Source organism: Streptomyces niveiscabiei (genome assembly GCF_001419795.1).
Lineage (GTDB): Bacteria > Actinomycetota > Actinomycetes > Streptomycetales > Streptomycetaceae > Streptomyces > Streptomyces niveiscabiei.
Genome location: NZ_LIRL01000349.1, coordinates 1 through 17,861, shown reverse-complemented (window position 1 = coordinate 17,861; position 17,861 = coordinate 1). Strand labels below are relative to the sequence as shown.

The window sequence follows — 17,861 nt, the reverse complement described above, 5'->3', positions numbered from 1 at the left end:
CCCCACGACAGCGCCCCCACCGGCCACCGCCCACCACGGAACCGGCGTACCCGACATGACCCCGTGCCCGACGGCGGCGAGCAGCGCGCACACGGCGGCGAACACGCCCGCCCGCAGCGCGCGGCACCACCCTCCGACGGTCATCGCACCCCCTCCGCACCAGAAGTCGGCCGATACCCGCTCCGAGTTCCCGACCCTTGCTGGTGGCGTACGTCACGCCGACGGGAAGAAGCCTCGCCTGTTGCCGCCACCGGTGACGCCCCACCTCCGCGTTGACCTTCAAGTTGGTCGAACCCCAATGATGGCGAGGTGCCGAACCCCGACCTGATGCCCATCGGCGTCTTCGCCCGACGCAGCGGCCTGACCTCCAGCGCGTTGCGTTTCTACGCCGACTCCGGGCTGCTCCCCCCTGCCGAAGTGGACCCGCTCACGGGCTACCGCTACTACGCCGCCAACCAGCTCGCGCGGGCCACCGCCCTGCGCCGGCTCCGCGAGATCGCCATGCCCCTCGCCACGGTCGAGGCGGTCCTGGACGCCGAGGCCGGAGAGGCGGCACGGCTGCTCGACGAGCATGTCGCCCGGATCGCCGAGGACGCGGCGGCGGCCCGGCAGAAGGCCGCCGCCGTCAAGGCCGCGCTCGGCGGCGACGTACCCGGCGTACTGATCGCCCTGCTCAAGGGACCCATGCTGGCGGACGCAGTCGAGCAGGTCCTCACCGCGACCGCGCACGAGCCGGGCATGGCGGTGCTCGCCGGCCTGCACCTGGAGGCGAGTCACGAGGAGATCGCCCTCACGGCGACGAACCGGTACCGGCTCTCCACCCGGACCCTGGTACCGGTGCGGCCGGCGGAGCGGACGTGGGCCGGCACGATCGACGGCGACGACCTGCGAGCCGCTGTCGCCACCGTCCGGCGCAGCGCGCTGGTCCGCGTCGAAGCGGTGCCGCACGGAATCCGGCTGCGGATGCCCGAACGCGAGGACCGCTACTGCCGCTCCCTGCCCGAGGACTTCCCCGACCACCGGCTGATGCTCGCCTCCCTCGGCGAGACCAGCACCCGCGCGACGGTCCCGAAGGCTCTGCTGCTGCGCGCCCTGGAAGAACACCCCGGCGAACGCGTCACGCTGCACATCTCCGCTCACGGAGTGACCGTCCGCCCCTCGCACGACAACGACCCCGATGACCGGCTCCCCGCCACCGTGACGGGCGAGCCCCTCCAGATCCGGTTCGAGATGACCACGCTCTATCCCGCCGTGAGCACCGCCATCGGCCCCGACGTCCTGCTCGACCTGCGGGGCCACGACAGACCCGTCACGATCCGTTCCGCCGACCGCGGCGACCTCACCACCCTGGCCATGCCCGTCCAGCCCGCCCCCTGAGACCGACGAGGAACAACGTCATGCCCCCCGCACCCGATCCCACCATGGACGCCATCACCCAGGCCGTCACCGAAGGCCGAGCGGGCCACGTCGCGTCCGCCCGCCACAAGCTCCTGGCCCTGTGGTCGGCGGTCGGCGTCACCGGCGACCCGCTGCACCGCTGCTCACTCGCCCACCACCTGGCCGACCTCCACGACGACCCCGCCCAGGCCCTCGCCTGGGACGTCCGGGCCCTGGACGCCGCCGACGCCGTGACCGACCAGCGCGTCCAGGAGCACCACGCCGGCCTGCACATCGCCGGCTTCTACCCGTCCCTGCACCTCAACCTGGCCGACGCCTACCGCCGCCTCGGCTCCTTCGAGGCGGCGGCCGAGCACGTCGAGGCAGCCAGGGAACACGCCCCGAGCCTCCCCCAGGACGCGTACGGCGCCTTCCTGCGCACCGCCCTCGACGAGGTCGCGGAGGCCGTCTCCCGCCGGGACAGCACCAAGCGCCCCTGACACCGTGCGGCACGAACGCTCGCGATCACATCCGGAACTCCCGGATCACGGTGTTCCGGAACACCGCGGGGCCGCCGATGGTGAACAGGGCGAGCCCGGTGTCGGAGGGGTCGGGGAAGACCTCGGTCGTGTGGGTGTAGCGCCCGTCGCCGATGAACATCTCGACGGACGTCCGGTCGACGAGGATGCGCAGCGAGGCCGTGCCGGTGGACAGGTCGTAGGGCGTGCGGCTCTCCTGCCAGCGGTCGGAGGGGCTGACGGTGTTGCCGCGGTTGACGAAGGCGTAGGTGTCGTAGACGCCGGCGTCGATGTGCCGGGCGCCGTCCGGGGAGCGCCTCAACTGGATCCCGGCGCCGGTCAGTTGGTTCCAGGTGATCGTGCAGGTCAGTTCGTACGCCGTACCGGTGTAGGGGAGCAGCCGTGAGCCGTCGACGGCGAGATCACCGAGGTCGATCTCGCGGGACACGTACCGGTCGAGCGCCGCCACGGGCTGGGACGCCAGGTAGTACGCCCCCGCCCCGTCCCGCCGCAGTCGCACCTCGCGGACGATGGAGTCGGTGCCGTTGAAGCCGTCGCACTCCATGGTGGGGGTCGTGCCGGCGTAGTCCCAGTGGTTCAGCCACCCGATCGCGTGCCGGACCGCCGGGTCGAGCGCCCCGGCCGCGTCCCGTTTCTCGAAGGTGACCGCCGCGTACCAGTCCCAGCCGTGGTCGAGCCACTGCGGGTCGGGTGCGTCGGCGGTGAACGTCGTGCCGTCGAAGGACCCCGTCCAGTACGCGTACGTGCTGGGCAGTCCGGCCCCCTTGGCGTTGGCGCTGACGCCGAGGACCCATTTCCAGGTGCCGTCGTCCGCCCTGATCCGGAAGAGGTCGGGGCACTCCAGCACGCCGATGCCGCCCTTGACGAACCCGCCGACGTAGGCCCACGTCCTGAGGTCGGCCGAGTGGTAGAACCCCACCTTGTCGTTCTCGGCGAGCAGCATCACCCACCGTCCGCGCTCCTCGTCGCGGATCACCTTGGGATCGCGGAAGTCCCGCACGCCGGGGTTGGGCAGGACGGGCGCGGTGCCGTGGTGGGTGAAGTGCCGGCCCCCGTCGGTGGAGTAGTACAGGTACTGGGCCTGCGTGACGTCGTCGGGCGCCATGGTCGCGAGGACGATGACCGCGCCCGCGCCGAACCCGGCCGTGTTGTCGGTGTCGACGACCGCCGAGCCGGACCAGACGTCGCCGTTGGGGGTGGTGTTCTTCGGTACGGCGATGCCCCGGTCGGTGAAGGTGACGAGGTCGGTGCTGGTGGCGAGGCGCCAGGCGGTGCCCGCGGTGGTGCCGCCGGTCGAGTAGTCGGGGTTGTAGAGGTAGTAGTAGTGGTACTCGCCGTCGATCCAGAGGGGCCGTTGGGGGTCGTTCATCCACTGGTCGGGCACGGTGAAGTGGTAGTCGGCGCGGTAGCTGCCCGCGCAGGCGGCCACCGCGGGACCGGGCCGCAGGACGAGTCCCGCGGCCGAGGCCGCCAGCAGCGACCGTCTCGACAGATACCTGGGCATGGTGCGGCTCCCTTCCCCGACTCCGTCGTCAGGATGGCCGGAACCCTACCCCTAACTCGTTAAAGGTCAACCCTTCCGCACCCCTGACTCCCCACCCGTACGCACCCCTTGACAGAGCATCAGCGCGTTCTCATCATCGGGGAGTCAAGTTGGGCTAACACGAGTTAGGTCCGTCGATGACCCACCCGTTCCTCTCCCGCCGGGACCTGATGCGCTACGGCGCCTACGGTGCCGGCACCGCCGCGCTCGCCGGTGTCACGGCCAACTGGGACCGCCTCACCGGCGCCGACATTCCCGGCCGCGACGACGGCTCGCTCGTCATCGCCACCCTGGGCTCCGCCTTCGACCCCGCGACGCAGCGCGCCCTGCGCGACGGGTTCCGCGCGGTCCACCCCGACATCAAGATCCGCATCAACGCCGTGCAGGCGTACGACTGGTCGGACTTCTTCTCCAAGATCCTCACGCAGATCGCGGCGGGCACCGCGCCGGATCTCGTGTACGTCGCCACCGAGGGCGTCCAGCTCTTCGCCCAGCGCCTCGGGGTCCCGCTGGACGCGTGGGTGAAGCGGGACGCGGCCGAGCTGCGCTCCTACTTCGCCGACGTCCACCCCTCGCTGGTCGAGTCGATGATGTACGAGGGGAGCCTGTACCAGCTGCCGGTCGAGTTCAACGCGGCCGACATGTACCTCAACAACCAGGCCCTGGAACGGGCCGGCGCGGTCCTTCCCCCCGACGACTGGGACCGCGACGACTTCACGGCGCTGCTGCGGTCGCTCAAGCGCGCGGGCGGCGACCGGTTCACCCCGTACTTCTGGACGAACCGGCTGTGGGGCGGGGTGGTGCCGTGGCTGTTCGCGAACGGCACGAACCTCCTCGCCGAGTCCAAGGCGCCGGGCGGCGACTGGCTGTGGGACGCCTTCTACCCCGAGGCCCAGCGGCGCGGGCGGGGCGGCGGCTACCGGTGGACGACTCCGCAGGCCGACTCCGAGCGGGTCGCGGAGGTGTACGACTACCTCGCCGGGCTCATCCAGGAGGACCTGTGCACACGGCCCGAGGGGGGTGACGGGCGCAACCTGGTCGGCGTGTTCTCCACCGGCCGGGTCGGGGTGACCCCGGCGGGCGGCTTCTGGGCGGGGGGCCTGCATCTGGCGGGGATGGAGCCGGACGCCTACGACGTCCGGTACTTCCCCCGCTGGCGTACACAGCGCCACCAGTTCGGCGCCGCCGGGTACGCGCTGCTGCGGACGTCGACGATGCGGGACGAGGCCTGGGAGTTCATCAAGTACACGGCCCGCGAGGACGTCATGACCCGGCTCTTCGCCGCCAACCAGACGACCCCGGCCCGGCGTTCGATGGTCAACGCCGCCCGCTACCGCTCGACCGGGCCGTCCCACTGGCAGACCTTCTACGACACCCTCGACAAGATCCCCTCGACCGGCCCGATCCCGGCTCCGCCGCAGGTCAACGAGGTCGAGCAACTGCTGATCAAGCACACCGGAACCGCGCTGGCGAGCCCCGGCTCGGTGCGTCCGGCGCTGCGACGGCTCCAGGGGGACCTGGAGAAGGCCATGGAGCGTGAGCTGTGACGGACACCGAGATCAGGCCCGTACGTCCGCTGCCGGTCCCCACCCGGGAGGCGCCCCCGCGCGGCCGGGCCAACCGGCTGCTCGCCGTGCTGTTCCTCGCGCCGACCGTCGTCGGGATCGTGGTGTTCACGGTCGTCCCGATCGTCGGGTCGGTCGTGCTCAGCTTCTTCCGGTGGGACGTGATCGACGATCCGGCGTGGGCGGGAGGCGCCAACTACCGGGAGATCCTCACCGATTCGACGGTTCTGGTGTCCTTCCGGAACACGCTCGTGTTCATGGTCCTCGCGGTCGCGCTGCAACTGGTGATCGCGCTGGTGCTGGCGATCGCGGTGAACGGGCGGATGCCGGTGTGGCTGCGGTCGGTGTTCCGGTCGGCGTTCTTCTTCCCGCTGGTGCTGTCCGCCGCGTCGATCTCGGTGGTGATGAAGTACCTGTTCAACCAGGACTTCGGCCCGGTGAACTGGCTGCTGGGCACGGTCGGCATCCCCTCGGTGCCCTGGCTGACGTCGGAGCACGGGGCGATGGCGGCCGTCGTCCTGGCGTACGTGTGGCAGCAGTTCGGGTTCTCGTTCCTGCTGTTCGTCGGCGGCCTCAACACCATCCCGAAGGAGGTGCACGAGGCGGCGGCCCTCGACGGGGCGGGCGGTCTGCGCAAGCACCTCGCGATCACTCTGCCGCTGCTGTCGCCGACGCTCCTGGTGGCGTCCGTGGTCGGGATCATCAACGCGCTCCAGGTCTTCGAGCAGCCGTACGTCCTCACGGCCGGCGGTCCCGGCGACTCGACGCGCACGGTCGTGATGGTCATCTACGAGACGGCGTTCGAGCAGCTGCGTTTCGGCGAGGCGTCCGCCGTGGGGGTTCTGCTCTTCGTGCTGATCATGGCGGTCACCGCCCTCCAGTTCCGGCTCAGCCGGCGTTTCGTCCACTACCAGTGAGCCGGGTGAGCCCTTTGAGTACGTCCTCCCTTTCCGCGGCGCGGCTGCGGCCGTGGGCCCGGGTCGCCGGTCTCGCGGTGTGCGCGCTGCTGACGCTCGGTCCGGTGATCTGGACGGTGTCGACGTCGCTGCGGACCCCCGCGCAGTCCTTCGACCTGCCGCCGAAGATCGTCCCGGCCGATCCGACGCTCGACGCCTATCGCGGGGTGTTCGACCAGATCGACGTGTGGCTGTACGCGCTGAACTCGACGCTGGTGACCGGGCTGATCGCGGCCGGCCAGATGGTCACGGCGGGGCTTGCCGGGTACGCGTTCGCGCGGCTCGAATTCCGGTTCAAGAAGCCGCTGTTCGCGCTGGTGCTGGCGACGATGATGGTGCCGTTGCAGGTCACGATCGTCCCCGTCTTCCTGGAGCTGAAGGAGCTGGGGCTCACGGACACCCTGCTCGGGCTGATCGTCCCCGCGTTCCCGACCGCGTTCGGCACGTTCCTGATGCGGCAGTACTTCCTCGGCATGCCGAAGGACCTCGGCGAGGCCGCGATGATCGACGGCGCGGGTCCGTGGCGGGTCTTCCGGTCCGTGTACGCGCCGCTCGCGGCTCCCGGGCTCGCCGTCGTCGGCGTCCTCGCCTTCAACTACCACTGGAACGAGTTCTTCCGGCCGCTGATCCTCGAAACGTCCTCCGAGAACCTCACGCTGCCGCTCGGCCTGGTCTCCCTCCAGGGCAACCTCGGCACCGGCTCGATCTCCGTCGTCCTGGCCGGGGTCGTCCTGTCCATGCTTCCCGCCGTCGCCGTGTTCGTCGTCGGCCAGCGCCCTCTGCGCGAGGGCATCACGTCCGCAGGAGTCAACCGTTGAGTCACCGTCCGCGCTACCGGGTCCGACCGCCGGCCAACTGGATCAACGACCCGAACGGGCCCGTGCGTTGGGGAGGGCGCCATCACCTCTTCTACCAGCACAACCCCGAGGCGCCTGTGCATACGAACGTGCACTGGGGGCACGCCTCCAGCGCCGACCTCGCGCACTGGGACGACCACGGCATCGCCCTGCGGCCCGTCGCCGGGGGCCCCGATGAGGCGGGGTGCTGGTCGGGGTGCGTCGTGGACGACGACGGGGTCGCGACCGCCGTGTACTCCGGGATCCGCCACGGCCATCAGGGGCTGAGCGCGATCTGCCTGGCCGTCGCCGAGGACGACGGACTGCTCGCCTGGAAGCAGCTCCCGGAGCCGGTCGTCCCGGGTCCGCCGCCCGGCCTCGACGTGACGATGTTCCGCGACCCCTTCGTCTTCCGGTTCGCGGGCCGCCGCTGGGCGCTGGTCGGGGCGGGGCACGCCGACGGTACGCCGTCGGTTCTCGTGTACGACTGTGAGGATCTGTACGCGTGGCGGTTCGCCGGGGTCCTGCTGGACGGGCGGGACCCGGTGGCGGCGCGGGTCTTCGGGACGCGGGCGATCGGGTGGGAGTGTCCGCAGCTGTGGGCGAGCGATGGGGGGTGGACGCTGGCGGTGGCGCTGTGGGACGGGGACCCGCTGAGCACGGCGTACCTCGCCGGGCAACTGGTCGAGAGTGACGGCGGGTTGAGGTTCGCGGCGCGTGGGGGCGGTCCGCTGGACCACGGGCGCGACTTCTACGCCCCCGCTGTCCTCCAGGACGCCGGGCGCGCTCTTCTGTGGGGCTGGTCCTGGGAGGCGCGTGCGCGTGAGGAGGTGGAGCGGGCGGGCTGGTCGGGGGTGCTGACGGCGCCTCGGGTGGTGGCTCTGCGGGAGAACGGGACGCTGCGGGTCGCGCCGGCACCGGAGCTGGAACTCCTGCGCGGGAACGGTCCGTTCGGCGCCGGGCCGCTGCCTTCCGCATACGACCTGCTGGTGACCGCCCGATCGGCGGCGACCGTGCGGCTGCTGCGGGCGGCGTCCGGGGCGGAACTCGCCGTGCGGATCGACCCGTCGGGCGGCACGGTGACGGTGGACCGGGCGGGGTGGCCGCGGACCGGGCGGGACGACGGGGCTTCGCTGGTCCTGCCGGGCACCGCCGGTCGGGCTCTCGCCGTGCGGATTCTCGTCGACGGCTCCTTGTTCGAGGTCTTCGTGGGCGACCGGGTCTGCGCGACCGAGCGGGTGTATCAACGGGCCGATGATGTCGCGGAGTTGGCCGTGTCCGGGGCCGACGTCGAGGTCAGCTGGTGGGAGCTGGGCCCACCGAACCCCGGGTGACGACCGGGCACTCCAGGCGACGGGTCGTGACGGCGGGCGGGGTGCCCGTGGCGAGGGCGTCGAGGAGGAGGCGGACGGCCGTCTCCCCCATCGCGCGGTGCGGCAGCGCGACCGTCGTGAGGGGTGGGGTGAGGAACGCGGACATGTGCTCCTGGTCGTCGTAGCCGACGACGGAGAGGTCGGCGGGGACGTCGAGGCCGAGGCGTGCGGCGGCGTGCAGGACGCCTGCCGCGACGCGGTCGTTGTAGCAGACGATGCCGGTGGGACGGCGGTCTGCGGGGACGCCGTCGAGGAGCCGCAGCGCGCCTTCGTACCCGGCGCTGATCTCGCCTCCCGTCCGGGTGATCCACTCCTTCTCGGCGGTGAGTCCGACGGTCCGCAGCGCGTCCCGGAACCCCCGCAGCCGCTCGGCGCTGGCGATGTCGTCGAGGCCGCCGACGAGCGCGATCCGGCGGTGGCCCGCGTCGAGGAGGAGACGGGCGGCGCTGCGGCCACCGGCCCGCTCGGCGGGGATGACGGCCGGCAGCGACCCGTCCTCGGGAAGGCAGTTGGCGAACACGGCGTAGGTGCTGTGCAGGCCTTGCGGGACGCGTGCGCGGCGCAGGGACAGGGCGGCGTAGATGATCCCGTCGACCCTGCGGTCGAGGAGTTCCGCGACGGCCGCATCCTCGGTCGCCGGGTCCTGGCCCGAGTCGACGGTGAGGACGAGGTGGTCGGCGGAGCGGGCCGTGTCCATGGCGCCGCGCAGCAGCCGGCCGGCGAACGGGGAGGTCGCGATCTCGTCCGTGACCAGCCCGATCACGGCCGTACGGCTGCGGCGCAGGCCCCGGGCGACGGCGTTGGGCCGGTAGCCGAGCCGGGCCGCCGCCGCGCGGATCTTCTCCTGTGTCTCGGCGGAGAGGTTGCCTTCGGCGCGTCCGTTGAACACGAACGACACCGCCGTGTGGGACACCCCCGCGAGCCGCGCGACATCCCGCGAGGTCGCCCGCCCGACCCGCGCCTTCCCGACCCCGTCCATGCCCGTCCCCACCGACCTCGTCCGACCGGGTCAGCCTACCTGCGGACGGCCCTGGTGAGGGCCGCCGAGGGCGTGCGGGAGGGGCCCGGCCCGGTGCGTCTACACCGCGAGCCACACGGCCTGGTCCGGCGCCAGCGCGTCCCCCTCGACCGGCCCGCTGGCCAGCAGGACCCCGGTGTGCTCCGGCAGCGCGTACGGCTCGCCCGACAGGTTGACCACGCACACGAACCCCGGTTCGCGGCGGAACGCCAGCACTCCCGCCGTGTCGTCGATCCACGTCAACTCGCCGTCTCCCAGGGCGGGATGCTCGCGCCGTATCCGCAGGGCCGCCCGGTACAGCTCCAGCATGGACCGCGCGTCGCCGGTCTGCGCGGCCACGGAGTACGGCGCCCAGTCGGCGGGCTGCGGCAGCCAGGGCGCGGCGGCCCCCGCACCGCTGAAGCCGTACGGCGCGCCCGTCCCCGACCACGGGATCGGCACCCGGCACCCGTCCCGGCCGCGCTCGGTGTGCCCGGACCGCTCCCACACGGGGTCCTGGAGCACGGCCTCGGGAAGGTCCTCCACCTCGGGCAGCCCCAGTTCCTCCCCCTGGTAGACGTATGCCCCGCCGGGCAGCGCGAGGGTGAGCAGCGCGGCGGCCCGGGCACGGCGGTTGCCGAGCGCGAGGTCGGCCGGCCCGGCCGGGACGTACGACTCGTTGGCCACCCACTTCCGCGCGGCCTTGCGGCCGTACCGGCTGGCGTGGCGCATCACGTCGTGGTTGGACAGGACCCAGGTGGCCGGAGCCCCGACCGCCCCCAGCGTGGTGAGGGTGTCGTCGATGACGGCGCGCAGGTCCTTCGCGTCCCAGTCGGTCATCAGGAAGTCGAAGTTGAAGGCGGTGTGCAGGACGTCGGGGCGGACGTACGCGGCGAGGCGTTCGGGCGCGTCCGTCCACGCCTCGGCGACGAAGGCGCGGTCGCCCGGGTATGCGTCGGCGAGCCTGCGCCAGGCGCGGTAGATGTCGTGGACCTCGTCGCGGTCCCAGAACGGGTGGACGGCGTCCTCGGAGACCTCGGGGAGTCCGGGGTCCTTGACCAGCCCGTGCGCGACGTCGATCCGGAAGCCGTCCACGCCCCGGTCGAACCAGAACCGCAGGACGGACTCGAACTCGGCGTGGACGTCCGGGTGTTGCCAGTTCAGGTCGGGTTGCTGCGGGGCGAAGAGGTGGAGGTACCACTCCCCGTCGGCGACCCGCGTCCAGGCGGGCCCGCCGAACCGGGACTGCCAGTCGTTGGGCGGGAGCGCGCCGTCGGGGCCGCGCCCGGGCCGGAAGATGTACCGCTCGCGCTCCGGGCTCCCCGGCCCCGCCGCCGACGCGGCCTGGAACCAGGCGTGTTGGTCCGAGGAATGGTTGGGCACGATGTCCGGCACGATCCGGATGCCCAACGCGTGTGCCTCGTCGATGAGTTGTTCGGCGTCGGCCACCGTCCCGAACAGCGGGTCGATCTCGCGGTAGTCGGCGACGTCGTAACCGTGGTCGGCCATCGGCGACTTGTACCAGGGGTTGATCCACAGGGCGTCCACGCCGAGGGACTTGAGGTAGGGCAGCCGGGAGCGGATGCCGGCGATGTCACCGACTCCGTCGCCGTTCCCGTCGGCGAAACTGCGGATGTACACCTGGTAGATGACGGCGTCGCGCCACCAAGGGGGTGTGGGCACGGGGGCTCCTGGGTACGTCGGGCGGGCGGTGTTGTGCGTACACGGCGAAGGCTGCCCGTTCGGGACGGGATTCCACCGGGGCTCAGGTGCCCGTGTGCTTCTCCCGCCAGATCTCCGTGAACCGGTCCAGCAGCCGGGCCGCCGCGTTCACGTCGTCCGTGAGGGGGCGGTCGGCGTGTTCGGCGTCGAGCACCGACTCCGCCAGCTCCAGCGCGCGCCCGATGGGCAGGCCGGGCGCGGGTTTCACGTCGCGCAGCCGCAACGCCCGTACGGCGGCGACGAGTTCGCAGCCGACGACGAGGCGGTAGGCCCCGCAGGCGCGCAGGGTCTGCCGGGCGGCGAGGGACGCGAAGCTGGCCTGTTCCTCGACGCCCCGGGAGAGCACGGCGTGGCCGAGGGAGGCGGGGGCGGAGAAGGCGCGCAGGTCGCCGAGGGCGGCGCCGGCGGCGTACTCCAGGATCATCACGCCGGAGGAGCCGGGGCGGTCCTCGGCGAGGAAGGGGCGCAGGCGGGTGTAGGCGGGTTCGTTGAGGGTGGAGAGGCGGGCCGTGGACAGGCGGGCGACCTGGACCAGGGAGAGCCTGAAGTGGTCCAGGGCGAGGGCCAGTTGGGCCTGGTAGAAGCCGCCGTGGTGGTAGGCGGCCTGGTCCTCGGGGCAGATGAGGGGGTTCTCGGCAGCCGCGTTGATCTCGATGCGGAGGACGTCCTCCAGGGCGTCGGCGGCCTCGTGCGCGGGGCCGTGGATCTGGGGCAGGCAGCGGAAGCCGTAGGGGTCCTGGATGCGTCCGAGGGGCGGTACGGGGCGGTCCTCGGCGCCGATCAGCTCCCGCATCCGGCGGGCGACGTCGACGGAGCCCCGGTGCGGGCGGGCCGCGTGCACGGGGGCGGCGTACGCCTCGTGGGAGCCGTCCACGGCGAGCAGGGAGAGCGCGGCGACGACCTGGGTGGCCTCGACCAGGGCGCGCAGTTCGGTGACGGCGAGGGCGGCTTGGCCGAGGGTGAGGGCGTTGCTGCTGATGAGGGCGAGCGCGTCGTTGTTGTCGAGGGGCTGGGGTGCGGGTGCGCCGTCGCCGCGCCAGGGGTGTTCGCCGGCCAGCGCGAGGCCGGCTTGGGCGAGGGCCGCGAGGTCTCCGGTGCCGACGGACCCGAACTCGTTGACGACGGGGTGGGCGCCGCTCTCCAGGGCCTCGCAGAGCGCGGTGACGACGTCGGGGCGCAGGCCCGCTCCGCCGGCGAGGATCTGGTTGGCGCGGACGGCGAGCATCGCGCGGACCTGCCGGGCGGGGAGTTCCTCGCCGATGGCTCCGGCGTGGCTGCGCAGGAGGCGCAGTCCGTGGGCGGCGGCCTCCTCGGTGGGGACGTCCTCGCCCCGGTTGGCGCCGACGCCGGTGGAGCGGCCGTAGACGCGTCCGGTCGCGGCGATCTGCCGGGCGGCGTCCCAGACGTCGGCCGTGCGGCGCATCGCGTCGGTGCCGGGGACGGGGCGTGCGGTGCCGTCGGCGAGGCGGACGACGTCCGCGACGCCGAGCGCGATGCCGTCGAGGACGACGATGCCGCCCTGCACGGCCTCCCTGTTGTCCAGAATCCGAGACGACATTGAAGAAATAACCTCCCAGATGCGGACACTTAGTCCCACCTACCGATCATCCGCCACGATGGATCGGCGTCGAACCGTTGACAAGTTATTCAGTCGCGATGAACTCTGCATGACGTTATGCATCCCGGGCAAGGGGCACCACATGATCCAATTCGACGCGGTCCACAAGCGCTTCCCCAACGGCACGACAGCGGTGCACGACCTCACGCTGGACATGCCCGAAGGCGGCGTGACCGTCCTGGTCGGCTCCTCCGGCTGCGGCAAGACCACCACCCTGCGCATGATCAACCGGATGGTGGAACCGACCTCGGGCACCATCCGGGTCGCGGGCCGGGACGTCACCCGCCAGGACGCGGCCGACCTGCGCCGCTCCATCGGCTACGTCATCCAGCAGGCCGGTCTCTTCCCGCACCGCACGGTCCTCGACAACATCGCGACCGTCCCCCTCCTGCTCGGCCACGGTCGCCGCAAGGCCCGCGCCCGCGCCGGCGACCTCCTGGAGACCGTCGGCCTCGCCCCCGAGGTCGGCAGGCGCTACCCCCACCAGCTCTCCGGCGGCCAGCAGCAGCGCGTCGGCGTGGCCCGCGCGCTCGCCGCCGACCCGCCGGTCCTCCTCATGGACGAACCCTTCGGCGCCGTCGACCCGGTCGTGCGCACCCGGCTCCAGGACGAACTCCTGCGTATCCAGGGCGAGCTGGGCAAGACCATCGTCTTCGTCACGCACGACATCGACGAGGCTGTACAGCTGGGCACGATGGTCGCCGTGCTGCGTACGGGCGGCAAGCTCGCGCAGTTCGCGCCGCCCGCCGAGCTGCTCTCCGACCCCGCCGACGCGTTCGTCGAGGACTTCCTCGGCGCGGAGCGGGGCCTGAAGCTGCTGTCGCTCAAGAGCCTCGCGGGCGTCCCGCAGGGCCCGGCCCCCGAGGGCGGCGACTGGCGTCTCGTCCTCGACGAGGCGCGCAGGCCACGGCACTGGACGTCGGGGGACGCCGAAATTCCCGTACGGCCTCTGCGTGACAACGATTCCCTGCTGGCCGCGCTGGACGAGTCCCTCGCCTCCCCCACCGGCCTGATCGCCCGCGTCGACGCCGACGGCGTCCTGACCGGGGTCAGCTCGCGCGAGGACATCCACGACCACGCGGGGCACGCGCACGCCTCGGCGCGGGAAGGCAGCGCCGCGTGAACGTCGACTGGTCCTGGATAGCGGACCACACCGACGACCTCACCAGCCTCACCGTCTCGCACCTCCAGGCCGCCCTGACCGCCGTCCTGCTCGGCCTGCTGATCTCGCTGCCGCTGGCCGTGCTCGCGCACCGGGTCCGCGCCCTGCGCGGCGTCCTCCTCGGGATCTCGAACGTCCTGTTCACCATCCCGTCCATCGCGATCTTCGTGCTCCTGCTGCCGGTCAGCGGCCTCACCCGCACCACGACCGTGATCGGCCTGACCGTCTACACCCTGGTCGTCCTGCTGCGGAACACCGTCGAGGGCCTCGACTCGGTGCCCGCGAAGACCAAGGAGGCGGCCGTCGCGATGGGCACCCGCCCGCTGCGCGTCCTGCTCACCGTCGAGCTGCCCCTCGCGCTGCCCGTGATCATGGCCGGGGTCCGGATCGCCACCGTCATGTCGATCTCCCTCGTCTCCGTCGCCACCTACATCGGCGACGGCGGGCTCGGCCAGCTCTTCACCGACGGCTTCCAGCGCGACTTCCCGACCCCGGTGATCGCGGGCGTGGTCCTCACGATCCTCCTCGCGATCGTCGCGGACGCCGCGCTGGTCGCCGTCCAGTACGTCCTGACCCCGTGGCAGAGGCGGCGAGCCTGACATGTACGAACTCTTCGAGAACCTCGGCTCCTGGCTGACCAGCGGCGCCCAGTGGTCCGGCTCCGACGGCATCGCCCACCGGCTCGCCGAGCACCTCCAGTACTCGCTGATCGCCACCCTCGTCGCCGCCGCGATCGGCCTCCCGCTGGGCCTGCTCATCGGCCACACCGGCAAGGGCGCCTTCCTCGCGATCAACCTGGCGTCCTTCGGCCGCGCCCTGCCGACCGTCGGCCTCGTCGTCCTGGTCTTCCTCGCGGGCGGCCTGTCGATGCTGCCGGTGTACGTCGCGCTGGTCGCGCTCGCCGTCCCGTCCATCGTGACCAACACGTACGCCGGGATGACGGCCGTCGACCCGGACGTCAAGGACGCGGCGCGCGGCCAGGGCATGCGCGGCCACCAGGTCCTCCTGCACGTCGAGCTGCCGCTCGCGCTGCCGCTGATCATGACCGGGCTGCGGCTCGCGCTGATCCAGGTCGTCGCGACGGCGACCATCGCCGCGTACGTCTCCTTCGGCGGCCTCGGCCGGTACGTCTTCGACGGGCTCGCCCAGCGCGACCTGGTCCAGGTCCTCGGCGGCGCGGTGCTGGTCGCCGCCGTCGCCGTCGCCCTCGACCTGCTGCTCAGCGGCCTTCAGCGCTTCCTCTTCCGCCACCGCTCCGCCTAGGGAACCTCACATGAACCGACGCGCTCTCCTCGGCGGCCTGGTCGCCGCGGCCTCCGTCCCCGCGCTCGCCTCCTGCTCCGGCGGCATCACCTCGCTCGACAACACGAGCACGGACACCTCCGGCGGCGGCTCCAGCAAGGGCGGCCTGACCATCGGCACCGCCAACTTCACCGAGAACCAGATCCTCGGCCACCTCTACGCGGCCGTGCTCCGGCAGGCCGGCGTCAAGGTCACGGTCCGCCCCAACCTCGGCACCCGCGAGATCGTCATCCCCGCGCTCCAGGGCGGCGACATCGACCTGCTGCCCGAGTACCAAGGCGCCCTCCTCGACTACCTCGACCACAAGGCGACGGCCACCGAGGAGGGCGAGATGCAGAACGCGCTCACCATCGCCCTGCCCGCCGGCCTCCAGGTCCTGCCCTACGGCCTCGCCGAGGACGCCGACGCGTTCGCCGTCACCCGCGCGACCGCCGAGAAGTACGGCCTGACCTCACTGGCCGACCTGCGCAAGCAGAACGGCAGACTGATCCTCGGCGCCGCCCCCGAGGTCAAGAAACGCAAGGTGGGGGTGGTCGGCCTCAAGGAGGTGTACGGGGTCGAGTTCAAGGAGTTCAAGTCCCTCGACTCCTCCGGGCCGCTCGTCAAGGGCGCGCTGAAGAAGGGCGACGTCGACGTCGCGAACCTCTTCACCACCGACACCGACATCCTCGACAACGGCTGGGTCGTCCTGACCGACCCCAAGAACCTCATCCCCGGCCAGCACATCGTCCCGCTCATCGCCGACCGCAAGGCCGACTCCACGGTCCGCAAAGCCCTCGCCCGGCTCGGCAACGTCCTCACCACCGCCCACCTGACCGAGCTGAACCAGCAGGTGGACGGGGCGAAGAAGGACCCGGACGACGTGGCGAACGCGTACGCGAAGCGGCACGGGCTGCTGACGTAGCGGACGGTCAGACCCCGGCGGGCCTGCCGCACACCTCCACGCAGACCACCGAAACGTCCGGGTCCGGCGCGGTCGCCGGGAGCGTGATGGTGATCGTGTCGCCCGTGCGGCGGTACCGCAGGCTCGTCGCGGGGGCGTTCAGCAGGTGGACGCGCTTGATCGTGTTGCGGACCGCCGGGATCTGGAGGGTCCCGGCGGTCGGCCAGGTGAAGACGTGCGCGAAGAGCTTGCCGTCCTTCGCCGTGAACTTCCCCCACGCGGGTTCCGTGGCGAAGGGGCTGCCGGTGGTTCCGTAGACGCTGTCGCCGTAGGTGGCCGTCCACGCGCCGAAGGCGGTCAGGACCTTGGTCGTGCCGGCGGTGACGGTGCCCGCGCCCGTGGGGCCGATGTTGAGGAGGTAGTTGCCGTCGCGGGAGACGACCGTGACGAACTCCTGGAGGAGGGCGTGGACCGAGCGGTACGAGTTCTCCTTCGCCTCGTTGTAGCCCCAGGCGCCGTTCATGGTCACGCAGGTCTCCCACGGCCGGTCCAGCGGGGCCGGGGGCACCTTCTCCTCCGGGCACGCGAAGTCGCCGAGGCCGAGGTCGCGCTTCACGCGCTCGTTGACGATCAGGTTCGGCTTGCGGGCGATCAGCCAGTCGTACAGCTCCCGGCCGTCGGACTCCACCCACCAGTCGTCCAGCGTCGGCGACGCCGGGTTGCCGCACCAGTCGCCGTCGAACCACAGGACCGCCGGGTCGTAGCGGTCGAGGAGTTCCTGGAGCTGGGCCTTCATGTCGGCGATGTACGCGGTGCGGGCGGACAGGGACGACACCGACGAGAAGTTCGTGCGGTGGTTGGCGGTCTGCGAGGAGTGGCTCCAGTCCATGATCGAGTAGTAGAGGCCGAACCGTACGCCGCGCCGCTCGCACTCCCGCTTCAGCTCCGCGAGCAGGTCGGGGCGGTAGCCGCTGTAGTCGTGGAGGTTGTACTCCTTCGTGCCGGTGGTGTCCGTGAAGCCCGGTACGGCCGAGTCCCACATCGCGTAGCCCTCGTGGTGCTTGGCGGTGATCACGAGGTACTTCATCCCGGCGTTCGCGGCGAGTTCGGCGATGGCGGCGGCGCTGAAGGAGGTGGGCGCGAAGGGGGCGCTGACCTGGTTCTGGTACGGGGCCTTGGCCCAGTTCTCGTTGTAGAACGCCCACTCGCCGTGGCCCCGGTAGGAGTACGAGCCGAAGTGGATGAACATCCCGAACCTCGCCCGGTACCACCAGTCCATCTTCGCGGGGACGGTGTACGCCTGGGCCGTCCCCGGCAGTCCGAAGGCGACGGTGCCTCCGGCGAGGGCGGCGGCCTTCATGAGCGAACGTCGGCTGAGGCTGGACACGGAGCGGCTCCTGGGGGGTCCGGGGACAGCGGCGTGGTGCACGGCGGTGCGTGACGGGTCGTCATGGGCGTGGGGCCCGGCGTCACACATCGGAGGAATTCTGGGGGGTGGATCACGATCACGTCCAGAGGTGCGCGGCGATGCATCACCCGGTCCGCTAAAGGTCGGACCTTCGAGGGGTGTCGAAAAGCGCCAGTTCCTCCGCGTCGGGCGCCTGGAACACCTTCACGTACGCGTCGAGCAGCTCCCGCCCGACCGGGACCGTCCCCGGCCCGTCCTCCCGCCCCCGCACTTCGAGACGCCGGGCCAGATCCTCGACGGGCACGGCGAGATACCGCAGCTCGACGCCAACACCGAGCGCCCTCGCCGCCGTCCGCTTCTCGTCCCGCTCGGCCCGCCCCCAGAACCCGAACTCCAGCACCACCGTCTGCCCGAGCCTCAGCAGCTCCTGGGCGTGCACCCAGAACCGCCGCTCCAGCCGCTCCCGTGTCCCCTCGTCGAACAGGTCGATCCCGAGGTCGTCCAGCCAGTCGTCCGGACACAGCCGCACCGCCGGGATCTCCCGCGCGAGACGCTTGGCGAGGGTCGTCTTGCCCGCGCC

16 protein-coding genes are annotated in these 17,861 nt (G+C 71.8%); 10 read left to right on the top strand and 6 right to left on the bottom strand.

The window, feature by feature from the left end; translation table 11 throughout:
• Nucleotides 1-309: 309 nt before the first annotated feature.
• Nucleotides 310-1,377, top strand: coding sequence for a DNA polymerase III subunit beta family protein (locus AOK24_RS17850; protein WP_107103985.1), 1,068 nt, complete (start codon nucleotides 310-312; stop codon nucleotides 1,375-1,377).
• Between the two features lie 20 nt (nucleotides 1,378-1,397).
• A complete protein-coding gene (locus AOK24_RS17845; RefSeq protein WP_055721070.1) occupies nucleotides 1,398-1,877 on the top strand; it encodes a hypothetical protein in 480 nt (159 codons plus the stop codon).
• A gap of 25 nt (nucleotides 1,878-1,902) precedes the next feature.
• Here AOK24_RS17845 and AOK24_RS17840 read toward each other — a convergent pair whose 3' ends face one another.
• Entirely contained in the window at nucleotides 1,903-3,420 is a 1,518-nt protein-coding gene (locus AOK24_RS17840) for a glycoside hydrolase family 32 protein (RefSeq protein WP_055721069.1), read from the bottom strand.
• Between the two features lie 176 nt (nucleotides 3,421-3,596).
• Here AOK24_RS17840 and AOK24_RS17835 point away from each other — a divergent pair, with 176 nt between their 5' ends.
• Genes AOK24_RS17835 through AOK24_RS17820 form a run of 4 tightly spaced genes read left to right on the top strand, consistent with a single transcriptional unit; the run spans nucleotide 3,597 to nucleotide 8,150 of the window.
• A complete protein-coding gene (locus tag AOK24_RS17835; RefSeq protein WP_055721068.1) occupies nucleotides 3,597-5,006 on the top strand; it encodes an ABC transporter substrate-binding protein in 1,410 nt (469 codons plus the stop codon).
• Nucleotides 5,003-5,941 (top strand): carbohydrate ABC transporter permease, encoded by a 939-nt coding sequence (locus tag AOK24_RS17830; protein ID WP_055721067.1) that lies wholly within the window; start codon nucleotides 5,003-5,005, stop codon nucleotides 5,939-5,941. The genes AOK24_RS17835 and AOK24_RS17830 overlap by 4 nt, the downstream gene beginning before the upstream one ends.
• Nucleotides 5,938-6,798, top strand: coding sequence for a carbohydrate ABC transporter permease (locus AOK24_RS17825; RefSeq protein ID WP_206191219.1), 861 nt, complete (start codon nucleotides 5,938-5,940; stop codon nucleotides 6,796-6,798). The genes AOK24_RS17830 and AOK24_RS17825 overlap by 4 nt, the downstream gene beginning before the upstream one ends.
• Nucleotides 6,795-8,150 carry a glycoside hydrolase family 32 protein gene (locus AOK24_RS17820; RefSeq protein WP_055721066.1) on the top strand — a complete coding sequence of 452 codons (1,356 nt, stop codon included), beginning with the start codon at nucleotides 6,795-6,797 and terminating at the stop codon, nucleotides 8,148-8,150. The genes AOK24_RS17825 and AOK24_RS17820 overlap by 4 nt, the downstream gene beginning before the upstream one ends.
• Here AOK24_RS17820 and AOK24_RS17815 read toward each other — a convergent pair.
• The 3 genes from AOK24_RS17815 to AOK24_RS17805 all read right to left on the bottom strand — a co-directional run bounded on the left by AOK24_RS17815 (nucleotide 8,113) and on the right by AOK24_RS17805 (nucleotide 12,466).
• Nucleotides 8,113-9,168 (bottom strand): LacI family DNA-binding transcriptional regulator, encoded by a 1,056-nt coding sequence (locus tag AOK24_RS17815; protein ID WP_055721065.1) that lies wholly within the window; start codon nucleotides 9,166-9,168, stop codon nucleotides 8,113-8,115. The genes AOK24_RS17820 and AOK24_RS17815 overlap by 38 nt on opposite strands.
• A gap of 99 nt (nucleotides 9,169-9,267) precedes the next feature.
• Entirely contained in the window at nucleotides 9,268-10,869 is a 1,602-nt protein-coding gene (locus AOK24_RS17810) for a glycoside hydrolase family 13 protein (RefSeq protein ID WP_055721064.1), read from the bottom strand.
• Nucleotides 10,870-10,951: 82 nt separating this feature from the next.
• Nucleotides 10,952-12,466 carry an aromatic amino acid ammonia-lyase gene (locus tag AOK24_RS17805; RefSeq protein ID WP_055721063.1) on the bottom strand — a complete coding sequence of 505 codons (1,515 nt, stop codon included), beginning with the start codon at nucleotides 12,464-12,466 and terminating at the stop codon, nucleotides 10,952-10,954.
• A gap of 142 nt (nucleotides 12,467-12,608) precedes the next feature.
• Here AOK24_RS17805 and AOK24_RS17800 point away from each other — a divergent pair, with 142 nt between their 5' ends.
• The 4 genes from AOK24_RS17800 to AOK24_RS17785 are packed head-to-tail and all read left to right on the top strand — an operon-like array spanning nucleotide 12,609 to nucleotide 15,894.
• A complete protein-coding gene (locus AOK24_RS17800; RefSeq protein WP_055721062.1) occupies nucleotides 12,609-13,649 on the top strand; it encodes an ABC transporter ATP-binding protein in 1,041 nt (346 codons plus the stop codon).
• Nucleotides 13,646-14,287 (top strand): ABC transporter permease, encoded by a 642-nt coding sequence (locus tag AOK24_RS17795; RefSeq protein ID WP_055721061.1) that lies wholly within the window; start codon nucleotides 13,646-13,648, stop codon nucleotides 14,285-14,287. Before AOK24_RS17800 ends, AOK24_RS17795 begins: the two co-directional genes overlap by 4 nt.
• 1 nt (nucleotide 14,288) lies before the next feature.
• The gene (locus tag AOK24_RS17790; RefSeq protein WP_055721060.1) at nucleotides 14,289-14,951 is read left to right on the top strand and encodes an ABC transporter permease; all 663 of its coding nucleotides are present in this window, start codon (nucleotides 14,289-14,291) and stop codon (nucleotides 14,949-14,951) included.
• A 10-nt stretch (nucleotides 14,952-14,961) separates the two neighbouring features.
• The gene (locus tag AOK24_RS17785; RefSeq protein ID WP_055721059.1) at nucleotides 14,962-15,894 is read left to right on the top strand and encodes an ABC transporter substrate-binding protein; all 933 of its coding nucleotides are present in this window, start codon (nucleotides 14,962-14,964) and stop codon (nucleotides 15,892-15,894) included.
• Between the two features lie 7 nt (nucleotides 15,895-15,901).
• Here AOK24_RS17785 and AOK24_RS17780 read toward each other — a convergent pair whose 3' ends face one another.
• Nucleotides 15,902-17,260, bottom strand: a complete 1,359-nt coding sequence (locus AOK24_RS17780; RefSeq protein ID WP_079056860.1) for an alpha-L-fucosidase — start codon at nucleotides 17,258-17,260, stop codon at nucleotides 15,902-15,904.
• A gap of 157 nt (nucleotides 17,261-17,417) precedes the next feature.
• Nucleotides 17,418-17,861, bottom strand: a 444-nt coding sequence (locus AOK24_RS17775; RefSeq protein WP_055721057.1) for a P-loop nucleotide/nucleoside kinase family protein, incomplete at its 5' end; no start/stop codon positions are given.